The sequence below is a fragment of the Shewanella sp. MF05956 genome, assembly GCF_059758055.1.
The window spans coordinates 417,463-439,861 of sequence record NZ_JCAYNV010000001.1 but is presented as its reverse complement, the minus strand read 5'-3'; the positions used below and the strand labels follow the sequence as shown (position 1 = coordinate 439,861).

General features: G+C 40.9%; 20 protein-coding genes and 1 pseudogene. 10 read left to right on the top strand and 11 right to left on the bottom strand.

Translation table 11 applies throughout. The annotated features are described in order from the left end of the window. Positions 1 to 177: 177 nt before the first annotated feature. Positions 178 to 900: an ABC transporter permease gene (locus tag AC19MX_RS01900; RefSeq protein ID WP_432401564.1), complete on the bottom strand. Its 723-nt coding sequence runs from the start codon at positions 898 to 900 to the stop codon at positions 178 to 180. A gap of 104 nt (positions 901 to 1,004) precedes the next feature. Between AC19MX_RS01900 and AC19MX_RS01895 the strand changes: the two genes are divergently transcribed. The 3 genes and pseudogenes from AC19MX_RS01895 to AC19MX_RS01885 all read left to right on the top strand — a co-directional run bounded on the left by AC19MX_RS01895 (position 1,005) and on the right by AC19MX_RS01885 (position 3,252). Then, the gene (locus tag AC19MX_RS01895; RefSeq protein WP_432401536.1) at positions 1,005 to 1,982 is read left to right on the top strand and encodes a transposase; all 978 of its coding nucleotides are present in this window, start codon (positions 1,005 to 1,007) and stop codon (positions 1,980 to 1,982) included. A 256-nt stretch (positions 1,983 to 2,238) separates the two neighbouring features. Then, positions 2,239 to 2,376, top strand: a pseudogene (locus tag AC19MX_RS01890) (transposase); the annotation flags it as partial. Positions 2,377 to 2,664: 288 nt separating this feature from the next. Continuing rightward, positions 2,665 to 3,252 carry a hypothetical protein gene (locus AC19MX_RS01885; protein ID WP_432401534.1) on the top strand — a complete coding sequence of 196 codons (588 nt, stop codon included), beginning with the start codon at positions 2,665 to 2,667 and terminating at the stop codon, positions 3,250 to 3,252. 212 nt (positions 3,253 to 3,464) lie between these two features. On the opposite strand, the gene AC19MX_RS01880 is transcribed toward AC19MX_RS01885, so the two are convergent. Continuing rightward, positions 3,465 to 4,448 (bottom strand): FAD:protein FMN transferase, encoded by a 984-nt coding sequence (locus AC19MX_RS01880; protein ID WP_432401532.1) that lies wholly within the window; start codon positions 4,446 to 4,448, stop codon positions 3,465 to 3,467. Between the two features lie 165 nt (positions 4,449 to 4,613). On the opposite strand from AC19MX_RS01880, the gene AC19MX_RS01875 reads away from it, so the two are divergent. Beyond that, positions 4,614 to 5,570, top strand: a complete 957-nt coding sequence (locus AC19MX_RS01875) for a 4'-phosphopantetheinyl transferase family protein (RefSeq protein WP_432401530.1) — start codon at positions 4,614 to 4,616, stop codon at positions 5,568 to 5,570. Positions 5,571 to 5,724: 154 nt separating this feature from the next. Here the strand turns inward: AC19MX_RS01875 and AC19MX_RS01870 are convergent, their stop codons facing one another. Beyond that, entirely contained in the window at positions 5,725 to 7,746 is a 2,022-nt protein-coding gene (locus AC19MX_RS01870; RefSeq protein WP_432401528.1) for an alkyl/aryl-sulfatase, read from the bottom strand. Between the two features lie 417 nt (positions 7,747 to 8,163). Here AC19MX_RS01870 and AC19MX_RS01865 point away from each other — a divergent pair, with 417 nt between their 5' ends. Beyond that, positions 8,164 to 9,096: a LysR family transcriptional regulator gene (locus AC19MX_RS01865; RefSeq protein ID WP_432401526.1), complete on the top strand. Its 933-nt coding sequence runs from the start codon at positions 8,164 to 8,166 to the stop codon at positions 9,094 to 9,096. Between the two features lie 66 nt (positions 9,097 to 9,162). Here AC19MX_RS01865 and queF read toward each other — a convergent pair whose 3' ends face one another. After that, positions 9,163 to 10,020, bottom strand: a complete 858-nt coding sequence (queF, locus tag AC19MX_RS01860) for an NADPH-dependent 7-cyano-7-deazaguanine reductase QueF (RefSeq protein ID WP_432401524.1) — start codon at positions 10,018 to 10,020, stop codon at positions 9,163 to 9,165. A gap of 54 nt (positions 10,021 to 10,074) precedes the next feature. On the opposite strand from queF, the gene syd reads away from it, so the two are divergent. Continuing rightward, positions 10,075 to 10,725, top strand: coding sequence for a SecY-interacting protein (syd, locus tag AC19MX_RS01855; protein WP_432401522.1), 651 nt, complete (start codon positions 10,075 to 10,077; stop codon positions 10,723 to 10,725). A gap of 127 nt (positions 10,726 to 10,852) precedes the next feature. On the opposite strand, the gene AC19MX_RS01850 is transcribed toward syd, so the two are convergent. The 3 genes from AC19MX_RS01850 to AC19MX_RS01840 are packed head-to-tail and all read right to left on the bottom strand — an operon-like array spanning position 10,853 to position 14,703. Continuing rightward, entirely contained in the window at positions 10,853 to 13,573 is a 2,721-nt protein-coding gene (locus AC19MX_RS01850; protein WP_498296413.1) for a DEAD/DEAH box helicase, read from the bottom strand. Between the two features lie 8 nt (positions 13,574 to 13,581). After that, positions 13,582 to 14,355, bottom strand: a complete 774-nt coding sequence (locus AC19MX_RS01845) for a Zn-ribbon-containing protein (RefSeq protein WP_432401520.1) — start codon at positions 14,353 to 14,355, stop codon at positions 13,582 to 13,584. Positions 14,356 to 14,358: 3 nt separating this feature from the next. Beyond that, positions 14,359 to 14,703, bottom strand: a complete 345-nt coding sequence (locus AC19MX_RS01840; RefSeq protein WP_432401518.1) for a hypothetical protein — start codon at positions 14,701 to 14,703, stop codon at positions 14,359 to 14,361. A gap of 159 nt (positions 14,704 to 14,862) precedes the next feature. On the opposite strand from AC19MX_RS01840, the gene AC19MX_RS01835 reads away from it, so the two are divergent. Beyond that, a complete protein-coding gene (locus tag AC19MX_RS01835; RefSeq protein WP_432401515.1) occupies positions 14,863 to 15,246 on the top strand; it encodes a DUF3192 domain-containing protein in 384 nt (127 codons plus the stop codon). 36 nt (positions 15,247 to 15,282) lie between these two features. Here AC19MX_RS01835 and AC19MX_RS01830 read toward each other — a convergent pair whose 3' ends face one another. Then, positions 15,283 to 15,513, bottom strand: coding sequence for a DUF2789 domain-containing protein (locus AC19MX_RS01830; protein WP_432401513.1), 231 nt, complete (start codon positions 15,511 to 15,513; stop codon positions 15,283 to 15,285). A gap of 463 nt (positions 15,514 to 15,976) precedes the next feature. Here AC19MX_RS01830 and AC19MX_RS01825 point away from each other — a divergent pair, with 463 nt between their 5' ends. Further along, entirely contained in the window at positions 15,977 to 16,618 is a 642-nt protein-coding gene (locus AC19MX_RS01825; protein WP_432401511.1) for a GNAT family N-acetyltransferase, read from the top strand. Positions 16,619 to 16,727: 109 nt separating this feature from the next. Beyond that, positions 16,728 to 17,051, top strand: coding sequence for an Mpo1-like protein (locus AC19MX_RS01820; RefSeq protein WP_432401509.1), 324 nt, complete (start codon positions 16,728 to 16,730; stop codon positions 17,049 to 17,051). An 806-nt stretch (positions 17,052 to 17,857) separates the two neighbouring features. Here AC19MX_RS01820 and AC19MX_RS01815 read toward each other — a convergent pair. Then, positions 17,858 to 19,057: an HD-GYP domain-containing protein gene (locus AC19MX_RS01815; protein ID WP_432401507.1), complete on the bottom strand. Its 1,200-nt coding sequence runs from the start codon at positions 19,055 to 19,057 to the stop codon at positions 17,858 to 17,860. A gap of 1,083 nt (positions 19,058 to 20,140) precedes the next feature. On the opposite strand from AC19MX_RS01815, the gene AC19MX_RS01810 reads away from it, so the two are divergent. Beyond that, positions 20,141 to 20,848 (top strand): hypothetical protein, encoded by a 708-nt coding sequence (locus AC19MX_RS01810; RefSeq protein WP_432401505.1) that lies wholly within the window; start codon positions 20,141 to 20,143, stop codon positions 20,846 to 20,848. A 94-nt stretch (positions 20,849 to 20,942) separates the two neighbouring features. Here AC19MX_RS01810 and AC19MX_RS01805 read toward each other — a convergent pair whose 3' ends face one another. Next, complete coding sequence (locus AC19MX_RS01805; RefSeq protein ID WP_188959185.1) at positions 20,943 to 21,329, bottom strand: DUF3301 domain-containing protein; 387 nt, start codon at positions 21,327 to 21,329, stop codon at positions 20,943 to 20,945. Continuing rightward, complete coding sequence (locus AC19MX_RS01800; RefSeq protein WP_432401503.1) at positions 21,326 to 22,339, bottom strand: DUF3549 family protein; 1,014 nt, start codon at positions 22,337 to 22,339, stop codon at positions 21,326 to 21,328. Before AC19MX_RS01800 ends, AC19MX_RS01805 begins: the two co-directional genes overlap by 4 nt. Between the last annotated feature and the right edge of the window lie 60 nt (positions 22,340 to 22,399).

Genomic DNA, 22,399 nt, shown 5'->3' with positions numbered 1-22,399 from the left:
ACATTTTTTGCCAAATCAATCGCAATAGTGGTAACTTTCATGGTGGACGCTCCTTAAGTAACTGTATGGTTCAACATCAGTTTGGCGCATTGACGCCGTATTAGGGAGCGTCCATCTCATCACCCACCCCAACTGTACCAACGCAGTCGTTTGTATAGGCATTATATTTTAGAAAGTCTATTCATGGCGTAAGGCTTCTATAGGATCGAGTTGTGCGGCCTTACGAGCAGGGAAGTAGCCAAAAATAACGCCTACAGCGGCTGAAAATAAAAAAGATATGGCGACAATGCTTAGATTAAATACAAAAGGAACGCCCATTAAGTTTGCCAGCGTAACCGATCCAATTAATGCCAGTATAATCCCAATAATGCCGCCTAATGATGACAACATTACAGCTTCGACCAAAAACTGTAACAGCACTTCCCGCTCCATGGCGCCAATAGCAAGACGAATCCCAATTTCCCGCGTGCGTTCGGTGACTGATACCAACATGATATTCATAATACCAATGCCGCCTACCAATAAACTCACTGCTGCTACAGCACCTAATAACGTAGTTAATACTTTTGTGATACCACTTAACATGTTAGATATTTCTTTCATATCCATGACGGTAAAGTCATCTTCTTCATTAGTTGCGATATGGCGCCGTTCACGCAATAATTCACCGATAGCTTGTTTTACTTTTTGGGTTGATTCGCCATCGTTTACAGAAATTTGAATCAGTTTAATATCTTGGTTACCGGATAAACGTCGCTGAAAAGTTCGTAGGGGGATGATCACTAAGTCGTCTTGATCAGACCCCATGGTAGACTGTCCTTTGGCACTCAATAGCCCGATGATTTCACATGAAAACTTTTCTAATCGAATTTTTTTACCTAAAGGATTTTGGTTACCAATAGAACACGGCCACCCAAACTAGAACATGGTCACCCACGCTAAGTGGATAAATATCAAACAACCTACTAGGCTTAGTTACCTTTAACTCTGACTGGTAATCTAAGATGGCTAGACCAAGACAAACTATCGTTAGCCTAGAAGATACTCCTTATTATCACTGTTGTTCGCGTGTGGTGCGTAAGGCATTTCTTTGTGGAATTGATAATTCAACAGGTGAGAACTTTGAGCATCGGCGTGAGTGGGTTGATTCACGCATTCTTGAGTTAGCGACCATCTTTGCTATTGATATCTGTGCCTATGCAGTGATGAGTAATCATTTGCATGTAGTGTTGAAAGTTGATGCTGACAAAGCAAAGCAGTGGTCAGATAAAGAAGTGCTCATTCAATGGCACAAAGGCTTTAAGGGCACGTTGCTCACGCACAAATACTTAAAAGAAGAAGATCTTAACTCATTTGAACTTCAAACGGTTAATGAAAGCATTACCGAATACCGTAAGCGCTTAATTGATATCAGTTGGTTTATGCGTTCTTTAAGTGAGCCAATCGCTCGAATGGCCAACAAAGAAGATAAATGTACAGGTAGATTCTGGGAAGGGCGCTTTAAATCCCAAGCACTGCTTGATGAAGCCGCAGTTTTAGCCTGTATGGCTTATGTGGATTTAAACCCAGTCAGAGCCAAAATGGCAGCAACACCTGAAACCTCAGATTACACCAGTATTCAGCGCCGTATCAATTCAGCAATGAAAGGAGAACAACCACCAGAGTTATTACCGTTTGTGGGAAATGAAAGGCTCAATATGCCTAACGGGCTCATGTTCAGTGTGAAAGACTACATTATATTGGTTGAAGATACCGGTCGGATTATTCGAGAAGGTAAGCGTGGCGCAATTAGCTCAAGCAGCCAGGACATACTGAATAGGCTAAACATCCCCGCAGAGAATTGGCTTAAAATCACTACAGAATTTGGTGCATTATTTAAAGGCGCTGTCGGCGCATTACCTGCCTTAACCGAATATTGTGAGCATTTAGAGCGAAAACGACGACAAGGCGCTGCAAATTGTCAGCGCTGGCTGTGCGCTTAAGTCATAATCCCCAATCGAATTACCATTTCCTTATACTTGATTATTATCAAAATTTTCTGCTGTGTTGAGTTCTGCAAATGATGAATAAACCATTAATTTAACGATAATATTTTAGTTATATCGATAAAAATTGATGAGTTTAGTGCAACCATTATAACCCTCGCAAAAGCCATGAATACGAGTTAAGTTAATTGTTCAAATAATGGGTGGCTTTGTCAGGAAGCTGGTTCAAATAATGGGTGGCTTTGTCAGGAAGCTTAAAATCACCACAGAGTTTGGTGAATTATTTAAAGGCGCTGTTGGCACATTACCTGCGTTAACCGAATATTGTGAGCATTTAGAGCGAAAACGACGACAAGGCGCTGCAAATTGTCAGCGCTGGCTGTGCGCTTAAGTCATCATCCCCAATCGAATTACCATTTCCTTATACTTGATTATTATCAAGTTTTTCTGCTGTGTTGAATTCTGCAAATGATGAATAAACCACTAATTTAACGATAACATTTTAGCCATATCGATAAAAATTGATGAGTTGAGTACATCAAGTATAACCTTCGCCAAAGCAATGAAAACGAGTTAAGTCATTTGCTCAAATAATAGGTGGCAATTTTCAGGTGGCATTTTTCAGGTGATGCTCATAGACTATTCTTAACTTCAATTGATAAAGGAACTTCGCAAAATTATGTTTAAAGTTGGAGATCAGGTAACCCCAGTTTCTTTAGGCGGGGCATCCTATAAAGATGCAAAGCTTAAGATAGAAAATAATATTGCAATCGTGTCCCCATCCTTTCAAAGTTATTTATTTGAAGTTTTTCTTCAATCGCTTGCATTAGGGGGTCTTATTTTTATGACAAGCGGTGTTTGGGGAGATGATAGCTCTGATGGTAATACTTTCATTTTAATAGCCACTATACTCTGCTTATCTTTTAGTGGCATTGTCCGTTTAATATTTTTTAAAATAAGAAAAAAGCATAATTTTGATAAGAGTTCAGATGCTTATTACCCGGGAAAAATAATTTGTACTAAATCGGTAATTAAACTATCAGAAATTGAAAAGCTTTATCTTATCAGTAAAGAAATATATTCATCAAATAAGTCGTATACAAGTTTTGAGTTGAGTATTTCCACCTTTGATGGCTGTCGAATTTTGATAATGAACCACGGAGATTGGCATGAAATTAAACGGGATGCAGAATTACTATCAAATTATTTAAGTGTTCCCTGCGAAAACTTAAAAAATGGTTTAATTTATGAGCAGGCTAAAGTTTAGTTTAAGCCAATTAAACATGGCCATATATGGACGCTCCCGGTGAGTCAAGATAATACTCTGCTCACAGAAGGCTTTTTGGCCTTGGTTTTCTGTACAGCATTCTCACTCTTATCGTTGCTTTTGATGCGACTCATATACTGCTAGAAGCGATTGTACTGCCCTGATGTTAATAAAAGGCAAGCTTGCCACCATGACGAGAAGATTGTTAATCATCAATCTTGTTGTAACCCTGTTGATACATGCAGGGTTTGTTGGTTATCGATAATGATGGCTTCGTAATCAGGTAACTCATTGATTAACGACATGCCTTGTTGTAATCCCATCACAAAAATGGCGGTGGAGAGGGCGTCTACGTAAGTTGGGTTTTTACCAATAATCGATACACTCACCACATTGCGGGCGGAATCGCCGGTTTTGGGATTAATGATGTGATGATAACGCACGCCGTCTTCGATGAAGTAACGCTCATAATCGCCAGATGTGGATATCGATTCGTTACTAAGAGGTAACTGCACCGCAGTTTTTTCTTCGGCGCGAGGGTGTTTAATGCCTACAAACCACGGGCGACCGATACGATCGCCAAGTAACGTGGTGTCGCCGCCAGCGCTAATGAGTGCATGCTCAATGCCGGCATTTTTAAGAATGGCGATACAGTTTTTAACCGCATGGCCTTTGGCGATCCCGCCTAAATCAATTTTAACATCAGCATCGGTAAATTTAACGGATAAGCTCGGTTTATCTAAGATAACCGTTTGATAATTAATGGCAGTTAGCGCCTGTTTGATTGCTGTTTGATTGGGTTTTTGATGCTTGCGGTAATCGTATTGATAACCGATAGAGGCATAAGTGATGTCAAACATCCCATGGGTTAATACTGCAATGTCGTGCGCATCGGTGAGTAAATCAAACAATTCCTGGCTAACAATAACAGGGCGGCTGGCCGCATCACGGTTAATCACGCTCAGTGCACTGGTGGCGATATAAGGGCTCATGGTTTGATCAATGCGTTGCATTTCTTGTTCAACCGCCACTATGAGTTCATCTGCTGTTGTTTGTACTGCGCCATCATCTAACCAAAATTCAACATGGGCGAGGGTTCCCATGACATGGAAGCTCTTTTGGTGCCACTGGGCAAAGGCCGAGTGCGAATTAAATGCAAACAACATGATGACAATAACGGCGCTGAATTTACCCATGAATCGTTTGTTTCCTGTAAGGCGGTAGCGCTGATTGTTGATTAAATGGCTGTAATCGGCAACAGCTATGATGAAAATAAGTGCTTAATCGACAAATTACTCGCTGCGTTGCCCATATTACGGTAATTTAACCTTATTATTGTCTATTCGAGTCTTGTTGTTTTAATGCCCATTATTGCCGATATCAATCAATTCTTTCCATCCATAAAGCCGCATATTTACTTTGTGCCACTTGATTCTGAACTTGCCTCTGCAGACTTTGATGCTGGATTAGCTCTGGGTTGGCTAAGCGATGATGAAGTGGCAAAAGTTGCCCGTTATAAAAGCCCGTCGGCGCGTAATAATGCCCTGCAAGTTAGACTGGCACTAAGAGCAATATTATCGCGCCACAGCGATATTGAGCCTGCTCAGTGGCAGTTTATTTATGGCGCCAAAGGCAAGCCTGCATTAAGCCATGATTTATGTACGCAAACGGGATTACATTTTAATTTAAGTCACAGTGGTCAGTGGTTAATGATTGGTGTGATTGATGTTGAGAGCAGTCAGCATAACGTTAACCTTACGTCTGAGCGTAGTGTTGAGTTAACCCAAAGCACTCAATCTGAGCTTCTTCCCTCCCTGTGTTTTGGCGTCGATATTGAGCGTGAGCGAAGCAGTACCGATATTGTACCAATTTTAAATCACTATTTTACTCAAACAGAAACCAACACATTGTTACAGTTACCCATTGAGCAGCAGCGGCAACGTTTCTTTGATTTATGGGCGGTAAAAGAGTCTTACATTAAAGCGCGTGGGCTAGGTTTAGCCTTGTCACTTAAATCCTTTGCCGTTGATTTTAGTGAGTTGAATGAAGGGCATGTGCAATTGCAGGGTAAGGATGAGCAATCTATTTTTTTACATCAAGGGGTTAAGCTTAACTTTACCGATATTGAAGACATTGCCAATACGATGACATGGCAAACGCAACTGGGCCGGCTTGATCAACAATATCGTTTTGCCATCACTTTAGGCGTAAATAAACATGATATTGGGCCTAGCTCGAGTAAAGAAATCTATGGCGATTGCGAATTATCTGTTTATCAATTTTCGCTGGCACAATTGTTGGCAGACGCGAATCTTTAGTTAGTAATTGCTTATCCGCTATAAAAATCATCTATAAAGGATCAAGTATAAAAATTAAAGATAAGCGGGAGGCAATTCAGCCGAAGCATTGCTTCGGCTGAATTAAGTGACGAAATATGTTACTCGTTATTCGCAACTGTTCTACTGCTAACGTTTACTTTAAAGGGACGATGGCAAAGCTTTCATCAAATTGCACTAAAGTGGAGGCTATTTTTCCAAACGCTTGTTGGTCACCTGTCATATTGGCTTTATCTTGTTCAAGCAGTTGTTTAAGCGACGTTTTACCTAATAACACATTGACAATATCGTCTTTGTCGACGGTTAATGTGGCATCTGCCGTTTTAGCTTTTTCGACCACAATGTTATTGAGATTGCCATGACTCAGTTCAACAAATACGGTAGTTTCAGGTGTTGTGCTTGTCGCTTTAGTGACCACATTTAAACTGATATTACCGAGTTTATCCGCTACAATACTGTCGACTTTCACGGCTAAAAAATCAAATAGCGTGGCAATATCCATTTCACTTATCACATCGGCAGAGGCTGACTTTGGCGCGCCAGGTAGAATGCCAATCCGTAACTCTTGTGCGCCAGTTAAATAGATGTTTCTCCAGCCCGCCCCTTCTGCTTGATAACCGAGCTGCTCATAAGTGTCGGCGAGTAAATCACGTGCGACTTGGTTTGTGGGTTCGGCCATCACCAGTTTATTGAGTACCGTGGCAACAAAGCGATAATCGCCTTGAGCATAATCGACCTTGGCTTTTTCAATAATAGTTGCAGCGCCGCCCATATATTGAACAAACTTAATAGCTTCTTGCTGCGTTGGCAGCGGGTTTAAGTTGGCTGGGTTCATGTCAAAGTAGCCCAGATACATATTGTAAACCGCTTTGGCATTGTGGCTGTAGGTACCGTGATACCCTTTGGTGTACCAGGTGTCTTTAACCGTTTGTGGAATGGTGTCCATGATGGCATCACCAATATCTTGTATTACCACACCCTGATTGGCTAGGCGCAGCGATTGATTATGCACTAGGCCATAGTTGTCGCGTTGCATTTTAAGGTACTGGTTAATTTGCTCGTTTCCCCATACGGGCGCAGAGTGAGCTGCAAACAGCACTTGTACATCTTGACCAAATGCATTGATCATTTGGTTAATGTCTTTTGACCACTTTAACGCATCACGTACTTTGGCTCCGCGTAAGGTATAGATGTTGTGCATTCCATCGTAGGTAAGCTCACCGCTCCACAGTGCGTTTAATGACGGAATATAAGTGATCATTTCGCTGGCCGCTTCAGTGCCAGAGGCATCCATAAAGACCATTTCCAGACCATCAATGGTTAAGGTTTCCCATTTGCCTTGTTGATTGAGTTGATAATCTGGTTTTACGTAAGTAATTTCACCTTTTGATAACCCCTTTGCCAGCGCCGCATCAACAATACCATGGTCATTTTTACCGAGCATCACCCCATATTGATAGCTGGCACGGCGGCTCATGGCATTACCTGCGAGCACGTTTTCATCAACGATTTCGGCGGTGATATTGTTTGAACCATACACTTTTACATTAGGGTATAAGGCTTTTATGCCGCGAGCGCCGCCAAAATGGTCCGCATGGCTGTGGGAGTAAATCATCGCTACTATCGGTAAATCTGTACCTTCTGGCAGATTCGCAAAGGCAAATTTTATTGATTGCTCTGCAGCTTGCTTTGTTAACAACACATCATAAATAATCCAACCTGTTTTACCGCGGATTAAGGTCATATTCGATAAGTCAGTTCCGCGTACCTGATAGATCCCCTCTGTCACTTTATACAAACCGTTCGGCACCATATTAAGCTGTGCCTGGCGATAAAGTGACGGGTTAACCGAGTCCGGAAATTGATCTTTAATAAAGCTAAATTCAGCACGTAAAATATCAGCGGTAGCTTGGTCAAATTCGGCAATTTGGTTTTTACTAAAGCGCTCAAAGGCTACCTTGTCCTGAAAGTTAAGGCTGTGGGCAACTGCTTTGTTATGGGCAATCGTTGCTGCTGAAGCGGCTTTACCTTGGTAATCTACTGTTAGGTGGTCATGTTGGTGCTGCGCCGCAAAAGCTGGCAATGAAAGTGCGGTGATAAATGAAAATGCTATTGTTGAACGTGTAATAGTTGATAACGGAAGAGAATATTTTTGCATAAAGAGCCTCAAGAAATTAAAACCAGTGTTGTTTAGCGATTGAGCAGTATTAACCTATCCTAGTGAATAAATGTCGGAATATAACTATGGTAAAACAGTTAAAATGCATTCATATTATGAATGTATTGGAGCGGATCTTAGGTATTAATACCATTGCGCATTAATAAGTGACCACTCAGAATGCATCCAGCGGTTTTTGATTAAGGCGTCGCTATATAGTAATGGTTGTTCCCTTTCAAATAGCGAGAACGCAGAGCAAAAGGCGCTGGGGCATTCCTTTCAGGCGAGTTTTAAAAGGGCTTACACTGCGTTGCATGACTTCGAAAGAGAACAACTATTCATTCAGTCATTCGCCTTGTTTAAGCCTTTTTAAATTCTCGCTGAGAGATCACTTACTAACGCGGAATGGTATAAGCAATGGATGATAAACAAAGCCAAAAATTAGCGACCCTGGATTTAAATCTATTGCGGGTGTTTTGTGTTGTATGTCAGCTGTCGTCAATCACAAGAGCTGCGGAGCAATTAGCGATCACTCAATCGTCGGTGAGCAATGCGATCAATCGGCTCAAGACGGCATTAGATTGTGAGTTGTTTATTCGAGTGGGACGCGGCATTGAACCAACGGCTTCTGGGTTGCACATCTTTAATTCGGTGCAGCCAATGCTTGATGCCATTGAGCAAACCTTAAGGGGGATCAGCGAGTTTGATCCCCACACCTCAACTCGAGTATTTACGATTTATGCTAATGAGTCGGTCATAGATTTATTACAGCCGCTGCTTGATAAAGCCCTGGCTAGTTTATCGGTGCGGGTGGTATTGCGAAATTCGCCTGTGCTAGAAGCAGAGCAATATCAAGATTTACAGATGCAAAAAGTGGATTTGGTGATAGATATTGTGCCGCCAAAACTTAAAACCTTTAGTTTTCAAAAGGTGGCTCAGGAGCAGATTGTTTGTGTCGTACGCGAGCAACATCCTCACATTAAACAGCAAGTGAGCCCAGAGCAATACTTTGCTGCTGAGCATGTTATGTATCGCTTTCATCGGGACAATATGCGCGTAGCCGATATTATTGCCCATGAACCGTTACCACCACGCACCTTACACAGCGAGCACACGTCGTTATTGAGTATGCTTTCATTGATCAGTAAGTCTAATGCCATTGGCATTGCGCCCTATGCCTTTACTCAAAGTTATGCCCAGTTGTTTAAACTTAAATTACTTAAGCTGCCTTTTGAGACTCGCCCGATTGAATTATTCAGCATTTGGCCCAGCAAACATGCACAAGATAAGTCATGTCTTTGGCTCAGACAAACCATTGAAACATTAATGAAACAAGCTTATACAGCTTAACCTGGCAACAAAAAAAGCCAATCGATGATGATTGGCTTTTAACGTTTTACGCTAGCGCTTTAGTCTTTACTGTCTCGCGAGACGGTTAGATTCTGGCGGGTTTTCAAAGTCACTGCGGTACGGGTTAATGTCTAAACCGCCGCGACGAGTATAACGCGCATACACTGTTAACTTAGTGCATTGGCAGTATTTTTTTAAGTCGACAAAAATACGCTCAACGCACTGCTCGTGAAATTCATTATGCTGACGGAAAGAAATCAAATAGCGCAGCAGTTTTTCACGATCAATTTTAGGGCCTTGATAGCGGATCATCACACTGCCCCAATCTGGCTGTGAGGTGATTAAGCAATTAGACTTTAATAAGTTTGAATTTAACGTTTCTGCGACATTTTTGTCAGGGTCGGTGCTGTCCACTAAATGATCGGGGTTAAACTCGTACTCAGTCACTTCTATGTCTAAATCGTCAATGCACGTGCCGGGTAAATCGACAATACGTTCAAGATTAAAGTGCTTAGGTTCGATAACCTTTGCTGTCACTTCACCTTCAGCGCAAGCAGCTAAGTCGCGACTTAATGTGTCTTGTACGTTTTCAACACTATCAAATTTAGTTTGGTTAAAACTGTTTAGGTACAGCTTGAACGATTTAGACTCAATTAAATTTTTGCTGTTGATATCAAGTTGAACTTCTAACAAAGCCACAACAGGTTTGCCCTTGGCATTCAGCCAAGACAATTCATAGCCTGTCCAAATGTCAGTGCCATGGAATGGGAGATCACCACTTAATGCAATTGCATCTCGATTAAGTTTGCGTGGAACCCCTTGCAGCAGTGACGCGTCATACTCAGCCTGATAAACAGTCGCATGGCCTAGTGTTAGGCCTTTAAGAGCCTCTGCATCACTATAAGGGTCGTGATTGTGTGTCATCTAATCGGTTTCCGTGTCAAAATATCGTTTTATTATAAACTACGAGTGGCTTAAGTGTCTTGTTCATCTGCATTAGATTGCTTTATAAAAAATTATCTTAAATCTTATCAAGATACGCTATCTGAATTTCCGCGCTATTATCCTTTGGGCGAAGATTCAATATGTATTCAAGGGACATTGAATGCGGACACTGATGATACTGTGTTTTGGCAACCGGTAAAACGTGATGTTGCCGCTGATTTTAGTAACGTAGAGCATGCATTAAATATTCAATTACACCAAGATATTCATGCATTTTATGGCGAGTATTTTTCTGCGCCATTGCAGTTTACTGCGTCTTTTGGTGATGGTGAATTATTGCAAGTGTGGAATCAAGATGACTTTGAAATTTTGCAACAAAATGTAATTGGTCATTTAATTATGAAGCAAAAGCTGAAACAACCGGCAACCTGGTTTATCGGTGTGCTAGGTGATGGCGACGAAATGCTCACCGTTAACAATGACGATGGCAGCGTGTGGATTGAAATCCCAGGTGAAAAGCAGCGCACTAAATTAGCCGAATCATTAACTGCATTTTTAGAGCAAATATCACCGATGATCAAACCGCCATTAAAACCCGTTGAGGAAATATCTCATACGGTCGATCATCCTGGCATTTGGCATCGCATTAAAACCATGTGGGATTATTTGTTACGTAAAAAATAATCTCATCCAGCATTGAAGTGCCAATTTATGGTGCTTTAATGCGTTCATAGTATTCAAACACGAGCATTCAAACTCGAACATTCAAATTCGAGGATTCAAATACTTATCTTCCTCGTAACATCCGCTTTTATGCTTCGCTTAGGTTATTGACTCTACATTCTAGTGTTTGGGTGATTTTATCTATACATGCTTGTTTATTAATAACCCACAATCCATAGCTTATTGGTAACACGTCAACACCGGCCCGTTTAAACAGCTTGTATGTTGTTAACTCAAAAAAGTGAGCCCAAGGCCCAGGAAAACCAATAAGATCAATCGCAAGGTATTTTTCTGCGAAACGACACAAGAGGTCTATCTCTGTGCCAGCAATGGCATATCCAGGCCAAGTATCAATATTATACTGTGTTAATGCCTCAATCAGTTCTTGTTGAAATGAGTCTATTTTTGAAGTCACGCTGTGTTTGGCATTAAAGGCCGTGATAGAAACAACATATTGGCGCAATAGGTAGTGTTCAGGCAGTAACGTGTCGTCAATAGACAAATAGATCAACTGCTTTTGACGTGCCCTGGTAATGGTGACGTTAAACACATCCGCTTTATTTAAATACGCGGCCGCACGTTTACTGTCGTTATCAATCGCAAATGAAATCAGCATGATATCCCGCTCTTCGCCTTGAAACCCAAACGGCGTGGCTGCGCGTATGTTGTGTTTAATCACATCTGTTTGAGGGATCTGTTGCTCAATCAATGTGGCGATATATTCAGCCTGTGCGCTAAAAGGCGAGATAACCCCAATACTGTGAGTTATGCCTGTTTGGGCATCTTGTATTATTTGATGTTGGATTTCTGCTAATAAACTTTGTGCTTCTAATGAGTTAACGCCTGCTGCGTCACGCGTACCCGCCACACGGTGAAGGTGTAAATTTCCTGAACGAGTGCACGGCCGATGTTGCATGATTTTTAATTTAGATTGATAAAAAGACTGGTTACTGAAATGAATAAGCTCAGGCTTACTTCTAAAGTGTTCATCTAAAAACGCCAACTCTTGTGCGCTAGCTAATGTTTTTAGTGCTAAATCTAAAATGGAGTTATCTCGATAACTGATGGCACCTGAGCTGTCATCAGGCACATTATTTTTGGCAAGCAATTGAGTTTGTTTGCTTCTGGCTAAAAAGGAATAGTGCGTTAATTGTTTGGTGTCACCGACAATCAATACACGTTTTGCGCGATACAGCGCAGGTAAACAACTGCTAATGTTGCATTGTGTTGCCTCGTCAATAATCACTAAATCAAACATTTCGCGATTCAGCGGCAATACTCTGTGTAGGCTGTTTAAGCTGGCGAGCCAGATGGGAAATGCGGCAAATAAGGTGGCGTATTCTATTTTTTCAAACAACGCGAGTTGTTTGCTGGACGTTCTACTGCGAATCGCTTGATTAAAGGCCTGTAGCGATTTACGGTGCTGATTAACTAATGTATTTACGTTATTCTTTTTTAGTGCATTAAGATATTCAGCTGCCAGTGTTTCACGGGTAACGGTGTGTTGACTGATGGTGTTTAACGCATCCCATTGATGATGCCACTGGTTTATTGAGCTTTGAGTAAAAAACAAATAAACCCGTTTTAACCATGTGGATTGTCGAGCTTGTAGTTGATGGAGGCGCAAACCTCGGCGAATAGACTTGCGACTGAACGCCATGAAACGTTTTTCCAGTTTTACCAGTAACCGTTGCAACTTATTCAGTTCGTCTTCACATGCTTGTGGGCTTTGACTTAAGTCATCGTTAAAATATCCCGCGAGTAAGTCTGCGGTATAGTCTTTTAATTGTTTTAAAAATGCTTTTTGTCCTGCACGAATAGACACTTCGCCCAAGTTAAAATTACGAGCCAACTTATCAGCAATCACATCAAGGGCGACATCATTATTGGCCACAATAAGCACCGACTCTCCGCGTGCCATATGTTCGGCAGCAACTGCCGCTATGGTGTAGCTTTTACCCGTTCCTGGCGGCCCCGATACGCAGCCTAAATCGGCATTGGCAGCGATATGAATCACTTTCTTTTGTGGCGTAGATAATAATCCGGGTAAAAAATCATATTTTAGCGTGGGTTCTCTGAGCTTTACAGCCTGATTTGCAAACGTATGGTTAAACAGCTTACAAATGGGTGCTGATTGTTCATTAGTGCTAATGATACTTTCTAATTCGTGAAGTACGCCGCGAGTGCTCGATGACCGTTCCACAAAAAGTAGCATCGAAATAGGCAGTAGGTGGGGTACTTTTTGGGTTAACGCTTTTTTAATGTCTTGGTGTTTGGCAAGTTTTGGATAATTCAGTAATTCAAGTGAATGGATATCAATGTGATTACGGCTAAAGTATGAAGTCCAAAAAGACGGTGAATGTATGTCTTCATTGATGAGATCTTCTGAAAGCGCATTGTCTTCTGGCAGCAATTGTTGCAGCAGGGCTTCATTGATTTCAGTGTCTTCAGTTTGGGCCGAAAAATAGAAGTTATTATTTTCTTGCTCAATGGTGGCTTCGTTAAACAGCAGTGGTGATACAACTGTTTTGAGCTCACCTTTAATCGTCACTTTACCGACAAATAAGAATCGTGCATACAGCAGTATTCTTTCCCTTTGATACATTGCGACTCGTTTAAGCATGGGCTCGGCAAATTCTTGCGGAATGGGTAAGCGAGGTAAAAAACCCGTGCCTAATTCATCTTGCCCTTCAAGAATGAAACGATCTTCTTGTTTAAACTTGTTCACATTCCAAAGATTGATAGAGGCGCTATCTTCTTTATAACAATCTTTGTAGTAGGAAATAATCTGCTGATAACTCAATGGCACAATTCCATTTATTGATGATCCCAAGATAAGTTAGACACAATACGGCAAAGCTCGCACCTAAAGTGAAACATGTCTAATAACGGTTGTTCGAGCTTCCATTCATGTGAGCCGCAGCGCGGGCAAGGGCGGGTTAATTCTGCTTGTAATGATTCGCCGCCCACGCGATATAAATAATAGTAAGTGGGTATCTTAGTTAGGTATTCTATCCGCCCACGTAAATCCCAACCACGTCTAAATAGGTCACTGTCTGCCCGAGTGATTTCATCTAATGCCGCGAATTCTGCTTTGGTGGCTGCAGCCATTTGCAGTTCATCGCAGGCTTGCCATTCTGTTTGCCATTTTATGATGCGCTTATGATCACCATTAAACGTTGCAGGCAATTGATAAAGCGGGATAGGTAATAAGTTGTCACCATTGCGCAGTGGCGAGCACATGTGAACATAACTGGTATACAACAGTTGCCATGAAGGTGCGTCAGTGTTGCTGACTTCTGAGTTAATGTCTTGGCCTATCAATTTTTCTCTTGGCGCCAATAATTTTGCTGCAGTTAACCCCGCTAACGTCACTTTTACCCAAGGGCTATTATAACGATTCGATAAGCTGGTTTTTTCAGGTAACAACAAGCGAACTCTAAATTCACCATCGTTAAAAGCCACTGCAAACTCGCGTCCTAAAATTTGACCATTGGCGCGAAGGGCTTCTAATAATCCATTAATGGCTTTTTCTGCTGCATCAATAGTGGTGTCGGCAAAGCATTCAAAGCGAAGTTCTGTAACAAACATGGATTACGGTGCCTTCTTTTCGGTGATGGTTAAGACTTGTTGTTCTAATTCGCAGACTCTGTTAGTGAGTAAATCGATATGCTGTTGCATGGCGTCTATTTGTAATTGCAGCTTAGCGATAGGGTCTGCTGGTACGGTAGAGGATTGATCTTGTGCCGGGATATCGGCTAATTCAGGTAAGTTTTGCCATTCTGATTTCGGCAATGCTTTAAATTGTTGTAAGCCTTGGATCAATATCGGCATTGCAAAGCGATTGCCTAAACGACTTTTGATTAACGCTAAACTTGGAGTATGGCCATTGTTTGCTATCGCTTTTGCAGCAGCAAGCACTTGTTCAATTGGACTCATTGTTGGTTAAATTCCTTCATTATATGTAGCAATATTCACTAATTTATTTTTTATTGCATTAAAAATTATTTTAAATCAGTGCATTAAGTTTTGGCATGATTTTAGCTACAAGGATCTGTAATAACAATGCGGGTTATATTTTAACAAAAAGGATGCAACATGAAATCAAAACTTATTGCGGCAAGTGTCGTAGCGCTAATGTCAGTAGGATTAAGCGGCTGTGTGATTAGCGTAGGCGATCATGAATCAGGTAAAAGCCACGAGTATTGGGAAAAACAACAAGATAAAAATCGTGCTTTATTGGCTAACCTTGCACTCGGCATGACCAGCGAGCAAGTGGTGACATTAATGGGCACTGCCGATTTTAGTGAAGCATATTCAAAAAACAATTCAGCCAATACAGACCAGGCAATAAAAGTCTTATTTTATCGCACTCAATGGGCTAAAGGTGACGGTAAAACCACTAAAGATGAGTGCACCCCAATAGTCTTTAGAGACAATACCTTAGTTGGCTGGGGTGACACTGCTTTAGGGCAAATTTAAGCTGGTTTGAATCGGTCTGTTATTGTAAGAGTTCGGTTAACCTCTCATCATTACGTCCAATTGGTCGATAACTTCAGACCATTGGGCGTCTTCCATTAAAGCTTCTTTTATAAATGCCCGTTGACTTTGATTCCAACATTGGGCGTCAATCAACAGGGTGTGTGCGGCTAATTTGTTTCGGCTAACAAACTCATTAATATCTTGCTGTGAGTGCGCTAATCCGAGCTGCTGGAATAAGTGGCTTAAATCATTTTCTGTCGTATCCATTGAGACAACTCCTTTATATGACCCGTTAGAATTTCCAGTATTAATCTTCGATACCCAAATTGCAAAGAACTAATCAATAAAGCTATTTATTGATTATAAACCCAATCAACTTGAAGATACGTGTTTCAGAGCTTCACTGTGTTTTCAATACTAGGCACCTTATAAATTAGCGCAACAACGCTCTTGATTCAATAATCAGGGGAACACGGTGAAGCTCCCAAAGGGCAAGTTTTACACGCGTTTATGCTGCGTTATTGATTTTGGAAAGGGAATGACCATTACCCACAATCAATGCCTTGCCTAAACGCGTGTCAATTCTTGCTGAAATCGAACACCTTCAGGTTGTTTGGATATAAAGGTAAACCGTATTTGTTGATTGTTTCAATCTTGTTAACTTGCTAAGTTATTCACTTGTTAACTGAACAAGTTAAGCAAATGAGTCATCAAACAAGGAATAACAATAATGGATAACCCTACCTTGGAAACCCTACGTGCAGTGTATTTAACAGCTGAAGACTTACGTGTGGCGGCGTCAATTTTGTATAACGCATACCATGACGACCCCTATTTTATTGATGTTTTGGGGCAGCAAGATCAAGCGCAATATGAACAAAAACTGCGTGCAGCTATTCGTGAAGAACTCAATGAGCTGTGGCAACAAGAACAACCCTTAATTGGCTTATTTGATGATGAACGGCTCATTGGTGTCGCCTGCGTCATTACCCAACAAGTGCCATTAGGTGAAGCGCGATATTGGCATTGGCGTTTAAAAATGGTGTTAGGAACCGGTTGGAAATCAACCCAGGGCCTAATGGAAAAAGAGAACTGTATTTTGGAACATTTGCCTTCTGACAAATGTGGCATCTTACAATTTATTGCCCTAGCGCCCAATGAGCAAAATAAAGGCTATGGTGCAAGGTTAATTCAAGCGGTATTAAGTTGGTGTGATGAACAGCCTAAGCTTGATGGTATTGGTGTCTTTGTTACTCATCCTAAACATCATGATGTGTTTGTCCAGCAAGGGTTTAGCAGTATTGCTGAGGTCAATATTGGCAAGGTTGATGGCGAGATTTTATTTTATAACAAACTAGACGGATCGACTTAACCTTAGGATGACATGAGTGCGTAACTTCATTAAGTTAAGTGTTCATCAAATCTTATGTTTTTTGCCGTGCCAACACTAACACTAACACTAACACATTATGGAGTAGGTCATGCAGACCAAACGTTACAGTTCTTTTGCAGAGTTTTATCCATTTTACCTGTCGCAACATCAAGACCCTGTATGCCGCAGGTTACATTACATCGGCAGCAGTATTATTGTTGTGATTATTATAAATACACTGATAAATCAACATTGGTGGCAATTACTGCTTTTACCTGTCGTTGGGTATGGGTTTGCTTGGTTAGGCCATTTTATGTTTGAAAAAAATCGTCCTGCGACATTTACCTATCCGCTGTACAGTTTATGGGCTGATTGGGTGATGTTTGGGCAAATGTTAAAACGCCAGTGGCGTAACGTTATTGGGGCAAAATAGAGCCTAGCTCACACGCTTGTAAGCATTATCCTACATTGATGTAGGCATTCTTATCTAAAGTTGTGAGTGTTAATCGGGTGTAAAAATAAAAATGCGTTTATAAACAGTTGTTTGTTAGGCTTTTGTTGTTTTTTGTTATGTGAAAGTTTTGTTTCAGTCGGTTTTAGTGACTTTTCATGCAATGCTTTTTAGCTAGAATGTACCCATCGAAAGCGAATAATTAACTGGGTTTTCTTAGGATGAGAAACAAAGGTTAAATAGCTGAGATTTGAAATCAATTGTTAAGTCGACTTTCAAAGTCGATGGTTCAAGTAGTTTCTCGAAGCAGATTCTCGAAATAGATTCTCGAAATAGATTGTTAGTAAAGATTTTCAAGGATGATAGTAGGACACGCCCAAGGACATAGGGCATAAGCTCGGCAAATGGATAGCCGAATCAAGGAAGGGTGAAGCGAAAGCGACACAAGGATGAAAGGATAGGACTGCAGGATGCAGCATGGATGACTCAACGGATTGAATGCTCAGTCAATGGATAGGCTGTTCAATGGAATGACACTCATAAGATGCTTTGATTATATTCGTATAAACAAGGGTCACGGAAATGAGCAAAAAGGAAATGGACTGCTAGGATGCATGTTTTCATGGACGGCGCAGGGAGCACATTTCAGTAGGATGCTGACAAAAGTGTTACGGGCACAACCTTATAACTTAAGGTTGTGCCTTTTTGCTTTTTACGTTGCTAGTATTGTTGAGATTGAATTTTATTAAGTTGGCTCAATACATACTCTATGCGAATGTTTTTGCTACTCAATAAAATGAAGATGGATCTATATCTAGACTACTTGGCGATATTCCTCGTTCAATATTGAGGTCACACTTTAATAAATCAACCATCTTAATATCAATGTAACGTTTATGTTTGAGTGAATAGAAACACTTTACAATGGGTTGAAGTACATTTCGGCCTTTTGCTTCCCATACAATACCGACACGTTCATCGGACAGCACAACTAATGAGCCAACCGGATAGACTCCAACACAGCGTATAAACTCATAAACTAGCTCTTGATCCAAGTGAAATGGTGTTAAGCTCATAAGGGTTTTAAATGAGGCTGCAGGGCTCATCGCCTCTTTATAGGTTCGTGTTGCAGTTAATGCATCATAGATGTCAATAATACAACTCATTCTTCCATGTACTGGGATTTCATCTCCCTTCAATCCTTTTGGGTAGCCACGTCCATCGATTTTTTCGTGGTGCATCAAACACACATCTTTGCTTATTTGTGACAAACCCTTAGTGTCTTCCATTATTTCAATTGCGAAAACCTGGTGCAATTTCATATGTTCGAGTTCTTCAGGTGTTAACTTTCCTGGTTTATGAAGAATATGATCATCGATTCTTATTTTGCCGATATCATGCAGAATGCCTCCAATAGCCAGTTGCCTAAGAATGTCGATATCCAATTTGAGATGATGCCCAAAAGTAACAAGCAAAAATGCGACGTTTATAGCATGCTCCAGTAAATAAGCATCTTTAGTCCGCAGCGCTAATACACATTGAAAAGCGTCTTCATTGGTCAAAACAGATTCAATCATATTGTTGATAATATGATCGAACTGATTAACGTTAATATCTTTACCTTCATAGGTATCAGATAAAAACTTCTGAATTAAACTTTTTGCTTCAGCTAGCAGTTTTTTAGCTTGGATCTGCTGGCTTGCTCTTGTTGTGGTGGGTTTTCGAGCTAGTGGATTTGATAAGGAATTTGATTTGTCTCGCGGCTTTAAGCCACAATGATTTGATGAACGCTTAATATCTACCCAGACACGTAATACATTGCTTTTTTTGAGTGTTAATATTGCATCTTGGTATTTTAATTGGCCGGGGTTTCGGATCTCGATCTTGCTTTGGTCGCGATCAATCGCGGTAATGAACATGCCAATGGTTAGTTGATCGATAGGGATTATAATGACATTGCTGACATCATCTATTTCGGAATTATTCAAGCCTATTTCCCCTCCTTACTAGTACGCAACATGGTGTTAATATTTTGTTACATGTTAACACGGTTACTTATTTATCTCTATTCGTAGATTGACATGAGCGGAGTTATCTATGGTAGCCGTTTTACTCTTTAATAATTTTAATTGCGATGGTGCCAGGGCATGCCAATAAATATAAGTGTGATAATAATGACAACTTAGCTTTTATATCATTCTCGCAGACAAACAACTTCCTCGACCATCACAAAACAGGCACTTGGTGTGCGATATCACTGTTATTACCCTTTCAACGTCTAGAATGTAGCTTAAATGTTAACTAGATATTACCTATTTCGCTCGCTCTCTTGTAAGAGATATCGCACAAAGAGTGTGAGACTAATCACTTTATTATTGAGAAAATAAACCACGAAAATCCTAACTCACTAATTATTAATGATTTAATTTATTATGCAATCGCGGTGGTGTTTTATTCATTAAGAGGTATCTGTTTACGTAGAGGTAAATGAATTATTATTTATCTCGTTCCTAGGACGGGGACATTTCAAGGAAGTTAGCTGGTCATGATGACCCAATGTAAACGGATGTTATGGACGAATTACAGTTTCAGGATGAAACGCAAAACACGTTATAAGCGTTAAGTGAACAACGGGTTTTAAACATTATCAGGATGATAATGTTGCAGGATGCAAAATACTCAGCAAATGATTTGCTACAGGATAGGTAAAAATTTCATGGATGATATAAGGACACGCTTAGGATTGAGCAGGCTCGGTCAATGGATAATCGAGTAAGAAGGAAAGTACGTAAGTACACGGAACATCATGGAATGACCAAGGATTGAGCAGGATGCAAGTTAGACGCATGGATGGTGCAGGGAGCACTTAAATAGCGGGAAAGCTTAACAAGAGATATAAAGGCCGCGACAGTTACTGTCGCGGCCTTTCTTTTGGCTTTTTTCAGGGTGATGGAACTTTGTAGTGATATGTTGTCCAATTGTAAAGTGCCGATGTGGATGATTTAAATCTATGGTTTAAGCACCTCATTTGACTGCACAACATCTAAGTCATCATTGTACAAGGAGATAGCATGAAAGGGTTTCAAATTGCACTACTGATAGGGTTTTCATTGGTTTGCTATCACGCCAATGCACAGGTGAGCGAAGAGCAACAACAATGGGTTGAGCAAGCGTTAAACGATCTCAATAGTAATAATGACCATACCAAGGTGCTTTGGCAGTATTCACAGCAAACAGTGATGCCAGACATGACACGTATTGAACAATTCAATGCATCCTTACCTGAGGCAGAACGTTGGCGTTTGGTGTCTGAAAATGGCGATGCTCCGAGTAAAGAGCGCTTAACTGAATACCGAGAACGTCAACAAGAGCTGGAGACAGATAAAGATGAGACTAGCTATGAATTGGCGTTTTCTGATTTAATTGATTTGTCGACATTGGTTTTTGTCGGCGAGGATGACATAAATCTGTCATTCACATTTACACCCAGTATTGATGAGCTAGACAATAACGCATTAGCGGGCGTGCTTTATTTGGATAAAACATCCAAGCATTTACGTAAAATTCTCATCAGTAATACCGACGAGTTAAACCCTGCATTTTCAGTTACCCTGACTACATTTGAACTTGAATTACGTTTTGATGTGTTTGAGGGACTCGTGATGCCAGCCCACACGTCAACGACCATTAGCGGGACTGCGGCAATTTTTAAGTCGCTCGACAGTATTCAAACTGTGACGTACAGCGATTACAAAGTGCTTAATAAACCACAAACTTAATGATGATACCACTCAATAAAAAACGCTATTTTTTGCAAAATAGCGTTTTTTTATATTCATCTTTAGTTCTGTTGTTCAAAAAGTAGAACGGCTTTTAATGACATTTACCTGAGTCGCAACTTTTACTGCTGCCGCATCCACCAAATTTACCGCTTGCGGTAGGAGACTCCATCCATTCTGGTTCAGGAAAAATTGGCCATTCAATTTTTTTAGCTCGATTACCGTGCATCATAATATGACCTCGGTATTGGTTAATACCGTCGGTGCTGAATTCAAACATAAAGGTGGCTTTCCAACAAATACCGGTACTGCCTCCAATGCTTGGACGAGCAGACTCCATAGCAATCGCTAATAGTTGCACATTTTGTTTTTTACATGATTGCTCGGCAATGGTTCTGCTCAGTTCGGCCATTTGTCTTAATTGCCAAAAAAATGCGCCAACAACGACTAAAGCAACAAATAATAAAAAATCACTCATCATAGGCTGGTTGCCTTAAATAATCCGCCGATAGCGGTAGCTAATTGAATGCTGCGGTCTGGATGACGTAAATCAGTGAGTAATCCTTGACGCAAGCTAGGTATTGCTACGATATCAGCAAATACCTGGTTAAAGAAGTGTTGTGGTTGTTTTGCCAAAGCTTCTAAATAGTCTTTGCGAGTCGTGTCATCTTTCAATGCCAACCAGTTACGTGCCGCAATGGTAATTAAGTGATTATCGTTTAACAATTGTTGTTCATTTAGCTGCTTAATGGCCGCCATGCTCAATTGCGTATCTGAGGCTAATGCTGCAAGGTACATCACTTTTAAGTCAGCTTCAGCTTGTGATAATCGCTGTAATAATCGCTCAGCTAGCCGTTTATCAATCGTGATATGTTCTAAGCACTGACACAATGCGGCTTGTACCTCAACGGGAGCTTGGTCGAATGCATTAATGATGTCATCAAGATGGTCAAACTGATGTGCGCGAACGCAAATATCCGCTAAACCTTGTAGGCCTAATTGTTGCCATGTGTCAGCGGGTGCTTGACCTGATAAATATTGGGCGGCAAATTCATATTGGCTCGATGCACTTTGGCCAAGTTGCAATCTCACCAAGGCATTAAACAGTGCCAGTTTATTTTGATTGGGTTTAAAACTAAAAGGATGATTCGCTAATTGTTCTTGCTGTTCATCGCTTAATGCCTGGGTTGGATCGCGTCCGAGTGCCTCTAAAATCATTTTGATAAATTGAGTACGCGGAGCAGGTGATAATAAGCCTTGCTCGTCTAACGGTAACTTTACAAACCAAATATAAGGCTGTTGCTGTTGTTGCCAAAATACAATCGCAAATTGCGCATGCCCTTGAATAGGGTACGGATACGGCGCTAATAAAGAATCGATTTGGTGAAATGCCAACATATCAATGTGCTGAACACGGCGGCCTAAATCATAAATTTGGAACTGGGTATTGGCGGTGGTCAGAAATTGGCTAAGGGTGGTTATTTCGGTCATGGTATCTTCACTAAATCAAACAAGTTGGATGGGTATTCAAGAAGCTAGATGATATCATAA

What these genes read in the sequence shown, in the direction of transcription:
- AC19MX_RS01895 (WP_432401536.1), top strand. Translation starts at nt 1,005, where the DNA reads ATGGCTAGACCAAGACAAACTATCGTTAGCCTAGAAGATACTCCTTAT.
- AC19MX_RS01885 (WP_432401534.1), top strand. Translation starts at nt 2,665, where the DNA reads ATGTTTAAAGTTGGAGATCAGGTAACCCCAGTTTCTTTAGGCGGGGCA.
- AC19MX_RS01880 (WP_432401532.1), bottom strand. Translation starts at nt 4,448, where the DNA reads ATGGGTAAATTCAGCGCCGTTATTGTCATCATGTTGTTTGCATTTAAT.
- AC19MX_RS01875 (WP_432401530.1), top strand. Translation starts at nt 4,614, where the DNA reads ATGCCCATTATTGCCGATATCAATCAATTCTTTCCATCCATAAAGCCG.
- AC19MX_RS01870 (WP_432401528.1), bottom strand. Translation starts at nt 7,746, where the DNA reads ATGCAAAAATATTCTCTTCCGTTATCAACTATTACACGTTCAACAATA.
- AC19MX_RS01865 (WP_432401526.1), top strand. Translation starts at nt 8,164, where the DNA reads ATGGATGATAAACAAAGCCAAAAATTAGCGACCCTGGATTTAAATCTA.
- queF (WP_432401524.1), bottom strand. Translation starts at nt 10,020, where the DNA reads ATGACACACAATCACGACCCTTATAGTGATGCAGAGGCTCTTAAAGGC.
- AC19MX_RS01845 (WP_432401520.1), bottom strand. Translation starts at nt 14,355, where the DNA reads ATGTTTGTTACAGAACTTCGCTTTGAATGCTTTGCCGACACCACTATT.
- AC19MX_RS01840 (WP_432401518.1), bottom strand. Translation starts at nt 14,703, where the DNA reads ATGAGTCCAATTGAACAAGTGCTTGCTGCTGCAAAAGCGATAGCAAAC.
- AC19MX_RS01835 (WP_432401515.1), top strand. Translation starts at nt 14,863, where the DNA reads ATGAAATCAAAACTTATTGCGGCAAGTGTCGTAGCGCTAATGTCAGTA.
- AC19MX_RS01830 (WP_432401513.1), bottom strand. Translation starts at nt 15,513, where the DNA reads ATGGATACGACAGAAAATGATTTAAGCCACTTATTCCAGCAGCTCGGA.
- AC19MX_RS01825 (WP_432401511.1), top strand. Translation starts at nt 15,977, where the DNA reads ATGGATAACCCTACCTTGGAAACCCTACGTGCAGTGTATTTAACAGCT.
- AC19MX_RS01820 (WP_432401509.1), top strand. Translation starts at nt 16,728, where the DNA reads ATGCAGACCAAACGTTACAGTTCTTTTGCAGAGTTTTATCCATTTTAC.
- AC19MX_RS01810 (WP_432401505.1), top strand. Translation starts at nt 20,141, where the DNA reads ATGAAAGGGTTTCAAATTGCACTACTGATAGGGTTTTCATTGGTTTGC.
- AC19MX_RS01805 (WP_188959185.1), bottom strand. Translation starts at nt 21,329, where the DNA reads ATGATGAGTGATTTTTTATTATTTGTTGCTTTAGTCGTTGTTGGCGCA.
- AC19MX_RS01800 (WP_432401503.1), bottom strand. Translation starts at nt 22,339, where the DNA reads ATGACCGAAATAACCACCCTTAGCCAATTTCTGACCACCGCCAATACC.